This window comes from Nonomuraea sp. NPDC059194 (assembly GCF_042754765.1).
Lineage (GTDB): Bacteria > Actinomycetota > Actinomycetes > Streptosporangiales > Streptosporangiaceae > Nonomuraea.
Genome location: NZ_JBHZBH010000013.1, coordinates 125,268 through 137,820, shown reverse-complemented (window position 1 = coordinate 137,820; position 12,553 = coordinate 125,268). Strand labels below are relative to the sequence as shown.

General features: G+C 70.4%; 11 protein-coding genes. 3 read left to right on the top strand and 8 right to left on the bottom strand.

All coding sequences use genetic code 11. The features are described 5' to 3' along the window. Positions 1-15: 15 nt before the first annotated feature. From ACFXJ8_RS18380 to ACFXJ8_RS18365, 4 genes are all read right to left on the bottom strand, one after another. Positions 16-567, bottom strand: a complete 552-nt coding sequence (locus tag ACFXJ8_RS18380; RefSeq protein ID WP_379645093.1) for a hypothetical protein — start codon at positions 565-567, stop codon at positions 16-18. Positions 568-617: 50 nt separating this feature from the next. Further along, positions 618-1,271, bottom strand: coding sequence for a hypothetical protein (locus ACFXJ8_RS18375; protein WP_379645092.1), 654 nt, complete (start codon positions 1,269-1,271; stop codon positions 618-620). 68 nt (positions 1,272-1,339) lie between these two features. Beyond that, entirely contained in the window at positions 1,340-2,302 is a 963-nt protein-coding gene (locus tag ACFXJ8_RS18370; RefSeq protein WP_379645091.1) for a polyprenyl synthetase family protein, read from the bottom strand. Beyond that, positions 2,295-3,179: a LysR family transcriptional regulator gene (locus ACFXJ8_RS18365; RefSeq protein WP_379645090.1), complete on the bottom strand. Its 885-nt coding sequence runs from the start codon at positions 3,177-3,179 to the stop codon at positions 2,295-2,297. Before ACFXJ8_RS18365 ends, ACFXJ8_RS18370 begins: the two co-directional genes overlap by 8 nt. 72 nt (positions 3,180-3,251) lie before the next feature. Here ACFXJ8_RS18365 and ACFXJ8_RS18360 point away from each other — a divergent pair, with 72 nt between their 5' ends. Both ACFXJ8_RS18360 and ACFXJ8_RS18355 read left to right on the top strand, forming a co-directional pair. Beyond that, the gene (locus tag ACFXJ8_RS18360; protein ID WP_379645089.1) at positions 3,252-4,076 is read left to right on the top strand and encodes a dihydrodipicolinate synthase family protein; all 825 of its coding nucleotides are present in this window, start codon (positions 3,252-3,254) and stop codon (positions 4,074-4,076) included. 25 nt (positions 4,077-4,101) lie between these two features. Next, positions 4,102-4,545, top strand: coding sequence for a MarR family winged helix-turn-helix transcriptional regulator (locus tag ACFXJ8_RS18355; protein WP_379645088.1), 444 nt, complete (start codon positions 4,102-4,104; stop codon positions 4,543-4,545). Between the two features lie 47 nt (positions 4,546-4,592). Here the strand turns inward: ACFXJ8_RS18355 and ACFXJ8_RS18350 are convergent, their stop codons facing one another. The 3 genes from ACFXJ8_RS18350 to ACFXJ8_RS18340 all read right to left on the bottom strand — a co-directional run bounded on the left by ACFXJ8_RS18350 (position 4,593) and on the right by ACFXJ8_RS18340 (position 6,593). Then, positions 4,593-5,246: a type II toxin-antitoxin system PemK/MazF family toxin gene (locus ACFXJ8_RS18350; RefSeq protein ID WP_379645087.1), complete on the bottom strand. Its 654-nt coding sequence runs from the start codon at positions 5,244-5,246 to the stop codon at positions 4,593-4,595. Further along, on the bottom strand, positions 5,243-5,476 hold the full coding sequence (locus tag ACFXJ8_RS18345; protein WP_379645086.1) for a hypothetical protein: 234 nt from the start codon (positions 5,474-5,476) through the stop codon (positions 5,243-5,245). The genes ACFXJ8_RS18350 and ACFXJ8_RS18345 overlap by 4 nt, the downstream gene beginning before the upstream one ends. A gap of 310 nt (positions 5,477-5,786) precedes the next feature. Next, complete coding sequence (locus ACFXJ8_RS18340) at positions 5,787-6,593, bottom strand: NAD(P)H-binding protein (RefSeq protein ID WP_379645085.1); 807 nt, start codon at positions 6,591-6,593, stop codon at positions 5,787-5,789. Positions 6,594-6,669: 76 nt separating this feature from the next. Here ACFXJ8_RS18340 and ACFXJ8_RS18335 point away from each other — a divergent pair, with 76 nt between their 5' ends. Further along, complete coding sequence (locus tag ACFXJ8_RS18335) at positions 6,670-7,080, top strand: winged helix-turn-helix transcriptional regulator (RefSeq protein WP_379645084.1); 411 nt, start codon at positions 6,670-6,672, stop codon at positions 7,078-7,080. Between the two features lie 357 nt (positions 7,081-7,437). Here ACFXJ8_RS18335 and ACFXJ8_RS18330 read toward each other — a convergent pair whose 3' ends face one another. Then, positions 7,438-12,552 carry a DNA repair ATPase gene (locus tag ACFXJ8_RS18330; RefSeq protein WP_379645083.1) on the bottom strand — a complete coding sequence of 1,705 codons (5,115 nt, stop codon included), beginning with the start codon at positions 12,550-12,552 and terminating at the stop codon, positions 7,438-7,440. Position 12,553 lies beyond the last annotated feature (1 nt).

Below are 12,553 nucleotides of genomic sequence, written 5' to 3'. Positions count from 1 at the left end.
GAACTTGCAGAACGGTTACCGGGGCGCGATCCGCTCGACGTACGTGAGGTCGGCCAGGTACAGGTGCGGCACGTCCACGAACACGCGCAGCGGGCCGCAGTCCAGGCCGAGATCCCGCGCGATCCCGGCCTGGACGTCTCTGAGCGGCACGTAGTTCAGGTAGCAGGTGTAGGCGTTCTGCGAGCGGAAGGACGCCGTCATCACCAGCGCGCCGTCCCTGATCCTGACCGCCACCGCGGCCAGGCAGGGCACCGCGTCGTACGGCTCGCCAGGCCCGGTCAGCGACACCCACGCGCTCTTGCTGTACGGCCTGGCCCGCAGCAGCGTGGTCGCCCACTCCAGTTGGGGCGTCAGGCGCTGCCCGTAGCTGTACTTGAACGGCGGGACGATCCCGGCCTCGGTGAACTTACGCGTGTAGAGGGCGTGCTTGGCGGCGTCGCCGTACCGTCTGAGGATCGGGTCGTCGTCCCACCGTACGTCGGTGATCTCGAACAGGACCGGCTGCCCCTCGATCACCGGGCCGCGGTCGTCGTCGGCGAGAGCGCCCGACGCTCGCACGTGCCTCATGAGCCATATCCACGCCTCCCCACAGGACGCCCACCGGGTGGGCTCTGCCATCAGGTCTCCACGTTCGGGAAGTTGTAGGGGTTATGGGGAAGGCGGCGCCGTCGGGTGACGTTGCAGCGCACGTAGTAGACCGAGTAGTGCACGAGCGCCACCAGCAGGATGCTGAGCAGCAGCAACGGCAGGTTCGGCGAGGACTTGGCCAGCCCCGTGAGGCCGACGGTCAGGTAGGCGGAGTTGACCAGGGCCAGCATCATGACGTTGATCCCCGGCCAGGCCAGCGGCGCGAAGGTCTCCGGATATTCGGGGTCGATCGGCAGGTTGGGCGACCAGTCGAACTCGTCCTTCATCCGGGTGACGTAGAGCAGCCGGAAGTTGTTGAGCGCCCTGGCGGTCCTGGCGTGCGTGTTGACCGCCTCGATCAGGCGCAGGAACGGCAGCACGCTCAGCAGGCCGAAGGTGGCGACCAGCGCGTAGAGATACCACGGCACGGTGTCCCACCTGGTCAGGGTGCCGGGCTCGACGACCTTGGTGCTCGCCAGCGCGACCGCGGCGGCGAAGGGGGCCGACAGCAGGCTCATCGCCAGCCGCGTCATCTTCAGCCGCTCGTCCTTGGCGGACAGGTGGACCGCGTAGATTCCGCTGAAGTCCACGGCGGCCAGTTGGAGAAACTGCGTCGCTTCGAGCTGCGTCGGGGGTTTCCGCATGAGCGTGCTCCTGGAATGCCAGCTACCCCCAGTATGAGCTGCGCTCTTTCGTCTTGTACCAACAAATCTCAACTTGCTCTGGTCAAACTTTGCCGCTCCACGTGGTCGATGTAGGCGGTGGGCAGGCCGTACATGATCGCGGCGATCTCCCTGTCGTGGATGACGGGGAGCGCGGACAGGGCGTCGGAGGCCAGGCCGCGGCAGTATTCGAGGGTGTCGGCGACGATCGTGGTCTCCCTGAGCGCGGCGAGGGTGTCGTCCACGTCGTCGCGCAGGACGGAGGGGTCCTTGGCCATCGCGTGCAGCACGGGGAGCGTGTAGACGCCCTGGCGGAGATCGTTGCCCGCGGGCTTGCCGAGGCGTTCGGCGGGCGCGGTGAGGTCGAGCAGGTCGTCGAGGATCTGGAAGATCAGGCCGAACCGCTCGCCGTACAGCGCCATCCTGGCCCTGTCCTCGTCGGAGGCGCGCGCGCAGATGGCCGCGACCAGGCAGGAGGCGCGAAACAGCGCCGCGGTCTTGCCGGTGATCGACCGCAGCGCGCTCTCGACGGTCCGCGCCCTGTTGAACTGGTCGGCCGTCTCCATGAACTGGCCCTCGGCCAGCTCCACCACCGTCGCGGCCAGCACCTCGGCGACCGGGCGCGACACCGCGGTGATCGCGGCCAGACCGGCCCTGGCGAGCATGAAGTCGCCGATGACCAGCGCCTTGCCCTCGCCCAGCTCGGCGTTGAGCGTGCGGGCGCCCCTGCGTTGCATGGCGTGGTCCATGAGGTCGTCGTGGACGAGCGAGCCCGCGTGGATCAGCTCCACGCACGCGGCGGCCGTGATCACCCGCCGGTCGGGGGCCTTGCCGAACGCCAGCGAGGTGGCGAGCGTCAGCGCGGGGCGCAGGCGCTTGCCACCCGCGGTGACGATCCGGTCGGCGCCCGCGTTGATGCCGGGCAGGGCGGAGGAGCCGGCCAGCCGGCTGATCCTGGTCTCCACCTTGCGCAGGCCGTGGGCGATCGCGGGGGTGTTCAGCAACTCATCCATGCCCTCCAGCCTGGATCGCGGCGGCTGTGGATTGCCTGAGAGCGGCTGTGAGCGGGCTCAGCGCCGGGTGCCCGCCGTACCCCCTCCTGAAGGCGATCAGCGTGCGGCGTTCGATGGGCAGCGCGGTCAGCGTGACGCCTACCGGCGGGTTCGCCGCCGCGAGCTGCGGGACGAGGGCGACGCCGTGCCCGGCGGCGGCCAGCAGCAGGACGGTGTCGAAGTCGTCGATGTGATGAAGCACACGCGGCTCGAACCCGGCGGCGTGGCAGGCGCGGACGGCCATGGTGTGGCAGAGCGTGCCGGGCGTGCTGACGATCCACGGGTCGTCGCGGGCCTCGGCGAGGGTCCTTCTGGTGGTCAGGTACATCGGCTCGGTCAGCAGCGGCACGGTCTCGACGCCCTCGTCGACGACGGGCGGCACGAAGTCGTACTCGTGGACCAGCGCGACGTCCAGCTCGCCCGCGCGCAGGGCGGCGCCGACGTCGGCGGGGTCGATCTCGGAGATCATCGGCTCGATGCCCGGATGGTCGCGCCGCAGCGCCGCCAGCGTGCGGGGCAGCAGCGCGCGGGCGGCCGTGGGGAACGCGCCGATCCGCAGCGGCCCCGCGGGGCCGGTCCGTGTGGCGGCCAGCGCGGCCTCCGCCCGCTCCAGACTCTCCAGTACGGCTTCCGCGTGCTCGACGAGCACGCGCCCGGCGGGCGTGAGCACGACCGTACGGCCGGTCCGTTCCAGCAGCGGCAGGCCCGCCTCACGTTCGAGCGCGCTGAGCTGCTGGGAGACGGCCGAGGCGGTGAAGGTGAGCGCGTCGGCGACGGCGGCGATCGTGCCCCTTCTCGCCAGTTCGCGCAGGAGGCGGAGCTTTCGCGGATCGAGCATAAGGCGAGCTTACGGTGCACCGCAGAAACGTGAACTGGTGTTGACGGTCGGGTGTCCGCGAGGGTGGGAGGCATGCTTTCCGGAATCTACGTGCCGCTGATCACGCCGTTCGCCGCCTCGGGGGAGGTGGCCTTCGACGCGCTGGAGAAGCTCGCCGCCTCCGCGCTCGACCAGGGAGCCGCGGGGCTGGTCGCCCTCGGCACGACGGGCGAGCCCTCCACGCTCACGCCTGCCGAACGGCGGGAGGTTGTCACGATCTGCCGCCACGTGACGGCCTCGTACGGCAGGCAGCTGATCGTCGGCGACCTGGAGCTCACCGAAGGGGCCACGGCCGCACTCGTGACCGTCCCCGCGTTCGTCAGACCCGGCGAGCGCGGCGTCATCGCCTACTTCGAGCAGCTCGCCGAGCGGACGCCGGTGCCGCTGGTAATCTACCACATCCCCTACCGGACCGGGCAGGCGCTGAGCGCCGCCACCCTGCGGCGGCTCGGCGAGCACCCGATGATCGCAGGCGTCAAGTACGCCACCGGCGCCGTCGATCAGGACGCGGTCGCGCTGCTCGGCGACCTGCCGCCGGACTTCTCCGTGCTGACCGGCGACGACGCCTACCTCTCGCCGATGCTCGCGCTCGGCGCCTCAGGCGGCATCCTGGCCTCCGCGCACCTGCACACCGCCTCCTTCGTGTCCATGGCCGCCTCCTGGGACAGGGCGCTCGGGCACCGGCTGGCCGCCATGTCGGCGCTGCTGTTCGCCGAGCCGAACCCGACGGTCATCAAGGGGGTGCTGCACGCGCACGGCCTCATCCCGACGCCTGACGTACGGCTCCCGCTGGTGCCCGCGACGGCGGAATCGGTCGCCCGCGCCCTGGATTCCGAGCACTGGATTGGGGCGCGGTGAACTGACCGAGCCCTAGATTGGGCGCGTGAACTGGCTGAGCGAGACGGAGTACGCCGCCTGGATGGGCTACCGGCGGATGCGGCTGCTCCTCGATCTGGAGATCCAGCGCGACCTGATGCGTGAGTCGGGGCTGTCCGAGCCCGACTACGACGTGCTGTCGAACCTGTCGGAGGCCTCGGGGCACCGGATGCGGCTGACCGAGCTCGCCGTACACATGCGGTGGTCGAAGAGCAGGCTCTCCCACCACATCACCCGCATGTCGGAACGCGGGCTGGTCAGCAGGCAGGAGGTCGCCCACGACGCGCGGGGGGCGGCCATCGTGCTGACGTCCAAGGGGCTGAGCACGATCGAGGAGGCCGCGCCCGGGCACGTGGCCTCGGTGCGCAGGCACTTCATCGACCTGCTCACCGAGGACGAGCTGCGCACCCTCGCCCAGGTGTCGCGGACGGTGCTGGCGAGGCTGGAATAGCGTCTCGGAGAGGCGGTCGCCCGGTGGTGGCCGCCTTCCGTTCGTGATCAGCCCCTGCCGAGCAGGTGCGTCGCCAGGTGCCAGGTCTCGTCGTCGATCCTCTGCTCGAACCTGCGGAACGAGTTCAGCGGTACGCTCCTCGGCTCGGCGCACTGGAGCCAGCTTTGGTCATATCCGTCGACCAGGCCGTTCCTGAGCCGTAGATGGTCATCGCGACCGGATTTGTCCTTGCTGGTGATCTTCAGGACCTGGGCGTAGGAGTCGCCGACCTCCAGGACGAGGCACGGACGGTCCTTCGACTTGGCCGAGTCCGTGTACGGCACGTCCGCCCACCAGATCTCGCCCGTTCGTGGACCCGCCGTACCCTCGTGCCCGGGTTTGACGTCCGCCTCGCGTTCAACGCCGAAGATGACGCGCGCACCGATGGAGAGCAGCACGCCGGCGACGCCGGCGGCGATCAGCAGCCCGACGCCGCCACCGAAGACGAGCGCCAGCACGCCGAGGAAGACAGGAGGCAGCGCGTACCGGACCGCGAGGGTCTGTCCGGCTGCTGCGCCTGTGACGCCGAGGATGGCGGAGGCGAGCAGGATGGCCAGCCACAGCACCACACCGGTGCTGTTCCCGCCCTCGCTGATGCCGAGCAGGCCGAAACCGGCGAACAGCAGATAGACCCACACCGCCAGACGAATACCGCCTATCACGCTTCTTCCCTCCTGATGCGGGCCTGGGTCGGGCAAGAGGCCGTGTACCGGTTGGGGGCGTCGGGCGCGCTCTTTTCTTCACGTGTGGGCAGCGCGTACCGGTTGGGGGCGGAGTCGGGACCGGGGCCGTTCTTTTCTTCACGTGTGGGCAGCGCGGTCTGGGCCTCGGCGAGGGTCGCCGGTGGACCGAGTAATGCGCCGGTGCGCGCTCCGGTGGGCGAGATGCGCATTTCTTCTCCTTGATCTTTCCGTTCCGATTCGACGCATGCAACCATTGATCGTTTGGACCGATCAAGCCGTCGTGGTACCCCCCCGAAGCGCTGATCGCCGGGGGACTGCCTCCCACCTTCACCGACAGCCGGGAAACCGCGCCACCAGCAGTACCTCAGCCTCGTCGAGATGAACCCCCATGCCCGGCCCACCCAGCCCAAGACCTCGGCATCACCGTGCCGGGCTCCGGCATGCCCAGCCCCAAGGCACCTGCTCGCCCCTCGCCGGGCCCCCATGATCGGTTCGTCCAGTATGAGGCCTAGACCTCAGCTAGCGGGCCGCTTGACCTGGGGCGATGATGTCGAGCGCCCTGCGCGGCTCCCCGCCGAGGAGTGCGCGCAGGTCGCTTGCCGTACCCGACATGAATCCCCCGGCGGTCGACGAGAACGTACTCATGATCATCGGCACCTGGAACGGCTCCAGCCTGAAGCTCGCGACCGCCGACCGCGCCTCCGCCAGTGTGGCGGGTTCGTAGGACGCGCCCAGCGCCGCGGCCACGTCGCCGCCGCCGATCGCCTCCTCGCCCACCAGTTCATAGGTACGGCCCGCATGAGCAGCCGCCTCCAGCGTGACCTTCACCGCCACCTCGGCGAGGTCCTCCCTGGCGACGGCGGACAGTCGGCCGTCACCGAGCGGGGCGGTGATCCTGCCGTTGGCGTCAGGGATCATCAGCCCGGCGAAGAACTCCGCGTACAGGCCGTTGCGCAGGATCGTCCACGCGGTGGTGCCGCGCCGAAGCCTGTGTTCGGTCCAGCGGTGGGCGAGCGCGTAGGTCAGGTGGTCGCCGTCGCCGGTGAGGCTGGTGTAGACGATGTGCCCGACCCCGGCCTTCTCGGCGGCGCTGATGGCGGCCTCATGCCGGGCGATGACCACGTCGTCCTCGCCGTACCCCGCGGAGATCAGCAGCAGGGTGTCGATGCCGCGGAAGCCCTCCGCGAGCGTGGCGGGGTCGTCGAAGTCGATACGGCGGCGGCCGTGCGCGGGGTTGCGGCTGCTGATGACCACGTCGTCCCGTCCGGCCAGGCCCTTGACGATCAGCTGGCCGAGCCCTCCGGACGCGCCGGTAACCATAATCATGAAACTTCCCTCCATAGTGGTTCTGTTGGGTAACCACTATGGTGAGATCGCCGTTCGCCGGTAAGGAGGCACATTCATGTCAGCCACACACACCGAGGTAACCACCCCACGGCAGCCGATCGTCTCCTGCGCCGACGACTGCGGGATCAGGGAGGTGCTCGACCGCATCGGTGACAAGTGGTCGGTGCTGGTGGTGGTGGAGCTGGCGCACGGGGTTCGGCGGTTCAGGGAGCTGCAGCGGGCGGTCGACGGGATCTCGCAGCGCATGCTCACCCTGACCGTGCGGCGGCTGGAGCGGGACGGGCTGGTGTCCCGTACGGTGTACCCGACCGTGCCGCCGCAGGTGGAGTACGCGCTGACCGAGCTGGGGCACAGCCTCACCCACCTGCTCAGGGCGATGACCGAATGGTCGGCCGACCACCGTGAGGCCATCGCCGAGTCGCGCCGCCGCTGGGACGCTGAACACCCCAACTCCGACATCCGCTAACCCGACCCCGACCCCGACCGTCCGTTGACCCGGGCAGGCCGCCGACTCTGCGTGCCAAGACCCAGGTCGGAGGAGATCGGAGCGGGGAGAGATCCCGGGGGGATGTGCCCGGATCGGAGGGACCCGGGCGGGGTGCCTCCGGGGATGCGGTGAATTGGGGTGCGCCAGGCGGAATGCTGCGGCGTGTGGGGGTATGCGCCGGTTGGTTGTCCTCGGTGTGAGGTGCGCTCGGGTTGGCGGTGCCTCGGTGGGGTGCGGCGGGGTTTACGGCGTTTGGGGCGTGCCGGGTGGGATGCGGTGGTTGAGGTGCATCCGGCCGGGTGGGGTGCTCAGACGGGTGTCCGGGTGGGGTGAGGGTCAGGGGCTGGGGTGGCGGAGGGCTTGGCCGATGTCGCCGACGCGGTCCGCGAGGAGTCCGATGGCGCCGACCGCGCGGGTCATCGGGTCGTCCTCGGCGCCGCCCAGTGCCTTGGTGCGCAGGTACGCCGTCTTGATCTCGGACCACCGCGCCGCCTGTTCGGGGCTGAGCCGTCCGCGTAGTTCGGCCAGTTTCAGCAGGTTCGCCTCCGCCCCGCTGGTGAGGGTCTGCGCCTCGCCCAGGTAGTGGTCGTCGATCACCTGCTCCAGCTCGTCGTCGTTCATCACCGGCACGATGCGTTCGGCCAGCTTGTTCATGTTGCGGTAGGAACCCTGCAACCGGAACGGCGGCTCGGTCCGTGAGTCGTCGGACTGGGCGGCCGAGGCGATGTAGGCCCGGTTGTTGGCCAGCACCACCTCCTGCACCCTGACGAGCTTGCGCAGCACGCTGAGGATCTGGTCGAGCTCGACCTTCGTGTACGGGTGGCTGAGCCGGTCGGTGCGCACGCCCTCCTCGCCGCGCGCGATGCGGACCAGCAGCTCGACGTCTCCCCGGTCGCGGGTGGACAGCGGCGCCAGGACGGGGTTGGAGGTGAGCGCGTTGTCGATGTAGCTGAGCGCGAACAGGTCGTCCTTGCCGGACAGCACGTCACCGAGGTTCCAGACGTCGGCCCGGTTGGCGAGCATGTCGGGGATGCGGAAACGCTGCCCCGACTCGGTGTACGGGTTGCCCGCCATGCACACGGCGAAGCGCTTTCCGCGCAGGTCGTAGGTGCGGGTGCGGCCGTTCCACACGCCCTCGATGCGCCGCTGGGCGTCGCACAGCGAGATGAACTTCTGCAGCAGTTCGGGCGAGGTGTGCTGGATGTCGTCGAGGTAGAGCAGGGTGTTGTTGCCCGACTCCAGCGCGAAGGAGATCTTCTCGACCTCCTGCCTGGCGGTGGCGTCGGGCGCGTCGGCGGGGTCGAGCGAGGTGACCTCGTGGCCGAGCGCGGGCCCGTTGACCTTGACGAAGAGCAGCCCGAGGCGGCTGGCGACGTATTCCATGAGCGTCGTCTTGCCGTACCCGGGAGGGGAGATGAGCAGCAGCAGGCCCATCTGGTCGGTTCGCTTGCCCTCGCCCGCCGCGCCGAGCTGCTTGGCGAGGTTGTCGCCGATCAGCGGCAGGTAGACCTCGTCGAGCAGCCGGTTGCGGACGAAGGCGCTCATGACCTTGGGCCTGTACTCCTCAAGGCGGAGCCGGTCGCGTTCCCGGGCGACGAGCTCGCCGCGGCGTTTCTGGTAGGCGCGGTAGGCGGGGACCCGCTCGGTGCGGAACGCGCGTGTCCTGGCCAGCGTCTCGTCGAGGCGCAGCGTGAGGGCCCGGTCGGTGATCCGGGGGTGGCTGCCGAGCAGGCCGTCGACGGTGGCGGTGAGCGTGGCGCTGGAGTCGTGTCTCGGCAGCTCGCACAGATGTACGGCCAGCGCCTCGGGAAGCTCGGCGGACCGGTCGAAGGCGCTCAGCCACGCGCCGGCGAGCTGGACGCGGTCGGGCAGGGCGAGCGCCCGCAGGTCCTCCTCGAACTCGCGGATGCGGGCGGGGCCGAGCGCCTGCCGGAACCGGTCGAGGATGCTCCTGGCGGCGGCGCTGGTGACGAAGCCCTCGGGCTTGCTCGCGAGCTCCTCGACCAGGTACTCGCCCGCGAGCGCGACCACGGAGGGGTCAGCACCGAGCACACGCGGCAGGGTCACGGCGGGGCGCGCCCAGGACACCTGCGGGACACCGGCAGAAGCCGCACCGAGCGGATGCGGGGCACCGGTGGGGTGGGGGTCAAGCGAGTACGGGGTGACGGCGGGGGCGGTGCCACCGAGCGCGTGCGGGGCTGGGGTGGGGTGGGGGCCGAGCGCATGCCGGGCAGCGGCGGGGTCCGCGCCGAGTGCGTGGGGGGCTGCAACGAAACGAGGGTCGAGCGGGTGCGGGGTCACGGCAAGGCCCGCGCCGAATGCGGATAGGAAGGCGGCGATGGCGGTGGACAGTTCCGCCGCGAGCGCGTCGAGCGCCTCGATCTGGCCGAAGGCGTCACGAGCGCGCACCAGCGATGCCGCCCGCGTGGCCAATGTTTTACGTGAAACATCCTGGAGACCGAATGTCCAGTAGAGCTGCGCCGCCGCCCGTGCCGCCGGTGGGTAGCGCAGCAGGCCCGCGCCCTCCTGGAGCCGCTGCAGCGCGGTGAGGATCGCGGTCGCGTCGTGGTCGTGGACGCCGCGCTCGTAGCCCTCGTCGTAGCGTTCCTCGGCGGCCAGCCGTACCAGGGCCGCCAGGTCGGCCCCGGCGGGGACCGTGGGCAGCAGCGAGGCGGCCAGGTGCTCGGCGCGGTAGACCTCGGGCGTCTCGGAGACCAGCAGCTGGGTCCAGAAGGGCCGGGTGTCCTCGAACGAGCCGGAGACGGGCGAGCGGTAGTCGGTGCCGGTGATGGAGAAGTGCATGGCGCCGTCGTGCGGCACCAGGGTCAGGTCGATCGGCTGAGTGTTGACGGCGAAGGCGTGGCGGCCGAGCCTGAGCGTCTCGCCGTCGGCGGAGAACAGGTCGAGGCGGTCGCGCAGCGCCCTGCCGGCCTCCTGCTGGGCGGCCTTGATGCGGCCTTCGAGCTCCTCGGCCCGTACGGCCGCGCCGAGCGCGCGCAGCTCGCCCGCCGAAGAGCGGAGCTTGGCGACCATGGGGTCGGTCGCGAAGTAGGTGTTGATCTCGTCGAGGGACGCCAGCGCCGACACGCGGCGGGTGACGCTGGCCAGGATGCGGTCGGTGGAGGCGGCGACGCGGTCGGCCCGCCTGGCCCGGTCGTCGAGCTGGGTCTGCTTGCGCGCCGAGAAGGCCTCGTAGACGTCTTCGCGCTTGGCCGTGAGCTCGGCGGCGAAGTCGTCGAACTCGCCGAAGCGCGACTCCATCGTTTCGAGCTGGAGCATGAGGCGGCCGAGCTGTTCGTCGCAGCGCTCGGGGGTGTCGGCCATCGCGAGGGCGCCCGTGACGGCCTGGCCGAGCAGCGCGAACTCGGCGGCGAACGCGGCCCTGCCCTCGGCGGCGAGCAGGTACCTGCGGCGGCCGTCGAGGACGGCACGCGCGCGGTTGACCCCGCCGAGCACCTCGCCGATGCGTTCGAGGATGGCGGTGCGGACCGTGGCGTCGGCGATGTCGAGCGAGCCGACCACCTCGGTGACGACCTCGAGCCCCTCGGCCTGGGCGACGAGCCGCTCGGCGACGGGGGCCGCCGCGGCGACGGTGGCGATGGCGGACGCGTCGGCCTCCAGTTGGGCGACGGCGGCGTGGTAGCCGGTGAACGCGTCGGCGCCCTCCAGGAACGACACCGCCCGCCTGCCCACCGAGGTCAGCTCGTCGGCCAGCGTGGCGGCGAGCGCGTCGAGGGCGGCCAGGTCGATGTAGCGGACCTCGCGCAGCGTCACCAGGCGGCCCTGGGCGCGGCGCAGGTCGGCCAGGCGGGACACCCAGGCGTCGGCGGAGGTCAGCGTCTCGGCGCGAGCCTGCCGTACCAGAGTGGTGGTCTCGGCGGTGGCGGCCTCCAGCGTGGCCGCGGCCTGGAGGGTGAGCTGGGCGACGTTCTCGTACTCGTCGAGGACCTGCTCGGCCGTGGCGCGCACGTCGCCGAGCGGGCCGCGCAGCCCGTGGTCGCCCAGCCAGTGGTAGTGGTCGAAGGCCCTGGTGCAGGCGGCGATCAGCGCCTCGAAGGTGGCCTGGGAGGGAGCCATCTCCTCGACCATGCGGGCCACCGACAGGCAGTCGGAGATGCCGCGGACCAGCTCGGCGTTGCCGATGCGCTCCAGCGGCCCGGTGCCCGTGGGCTGGGCGGCGGCGTAGGTGTCGGAGACGTACGGCGTCTGCCACACCTGCATCGGATGGACGCGCGTCGGATCCTCCGAGGTCGCCCTGAAGACCACCAGCGTGCCGTCGTCGAACAGGGAGAAGCCGTGGCAGGGCAGCGGGTTGGCGACCTCCTTCCTGATCACGTTGTACGGCAGCAGCAGCGACCTGCCGTCGGCCCGCGCGTGGAAGACGTAGAGCACGTCCTCCCCGTTGGGCGAGCGGATCACCCGCTCGAACTCCAGGTCGGCCACCTGGGTGTCGAAGGTCTTGGACACCCCTGTGGACAGGTAGTAGCCGCCGGGGAAGATGATGCCCTGGTCCTCGGGCAGCCGCTGGCAGGCGAGCGCGATGCCGTCGAGCCTGGTGACGGACTTGGTGCGGGTGTTGAAGACCAGGTGCCGCCACTCGGTCTCCTTGTACGGCTTGACGCGCAGCAGGATCAGCGGCCCGATCCTGGCGTGGTCGACCTCGGCGTCGGCCAGCGACTGCAGCGGCTCGGCGACGGGCTCGGTGTAGATGCCCTCGCCCGACTCCGTGTTGTTCTCGATCTTGATGGTGAGGTCGCCGCCGACCGTCTCGACGAACACCTCGTCGTAGATCGAGATGTGCGGGTGCCTGCCGAGCACGTGGTCGTCGCGCGTGGTCGGGGTCCACTCGAAGTCGTGCGAAGGCGGGAACACGTGGTCGCGCTCGCCCCGGTTGTCCTGGTAGGTCGCCTCGCCGTGGGTGTCGACGGCCCAGCGCAGGACCCGCAGGTCGGCCGGCCCCGTCTGGAAGACGGCCAGCAGCTTGCCCTCCAGCCGCCGTAGCTGGAGGAGCCTGGTCTCCTTGTAGTAGCGGTACAACTCCGCGAAGTCCTTCCGGAACGCCGGGTCGCTGAGCGCGCCCAACTGTTCCGCATCGAACCTGAACGCGTCGCCGTCGCGGCTGAACCTGTGGACAGCGAACACGTCATCCACAGCCGTCTCCGGCTTCAGGCCGATGAAGACGTTGTAGCCGAAGAGCATGAGGTCACCGACCGAGACGATGTCGCGGGGGACGCAGTTGTTCTCCGTGCGGATCCGCTCGGTGCCGATCAGGCGCAGCTCGGCGCCGCCGAAGACCTTCAGCCGCTCCTCGTTGACCGCCTCGGCCGCCCTGGCCAGCTCCTTGGCCTGCGCGGACAGGCGGTTGCGCAACACCTCGTAGGTGCCCGCCTCAAGCTGGGCCGTGCCAGAAGAAGCCGTGCCAGAAGAAGCCGTACCGGAAGAAACGGTCACG

Bases quoted from the DNA above. Each gene is read 5' to 3' on its own strand.
- ACFXJ8_RS18380 (WP_379645093.1), bottom strand. From the start codon at position 567: ATGAGGCACGTGCGAGCGTCGGGCGCTCTCGCCGACGACGACCGCGGC.
- ACFXJ8_RS18375 (WP_379645092.1), bottom strand. From the start codon at position 1,271: ATGCGGAAACCCCCGACGCAGCTCGAAGCGACGCAGTTTCTCCAACTG.
- ACFXJ8_RS18345 (WP_379645086.1), bottom strand. From the start codon at position 5,476: ATGCGCATCTCGCCCACCGGAGCGCGCACCGGCGCATTACTCGGTCCA.
- ACFXJ8_RS18370 (WP_379645091.1), bottom strand. From the start codon at position 2,302: ATGGATGAGTTGCTGAACACCCCCGCGATCGCCCACGGCCTGCGCAAG.
- ACFXJ8_RS18365 (WP_379645090.1), bottom strand. From the start codon at position 3,179: ATGCTCGATCCGCGAAAGCTCCGCCTCCTGCGCGAACTGGCGAGAAGG.
- ACFXJ8_RS18360 (WP_379645089.1), top strand. From the start codon at position 3,252: ATGCTTTCCGGAATCTACGTGCCGCTGATCACGCCGTTCGCCGCCTCG.
- ACFXJ8_RS18340 (WP_379645085.1), bottom strand. From the start codon at position 6,593: ATGATTATGGTTACCGGCGCGTCCGGAGGGCTCGGCCAGCTGATCGTC.
- ACFXJ8_RS18335 (WP_379645084.1), top strand. From the start codon at position 6,670: ATGTCAGCCACACACACCGAGGTAACCACCCCACGGCAGCCGATCGTC.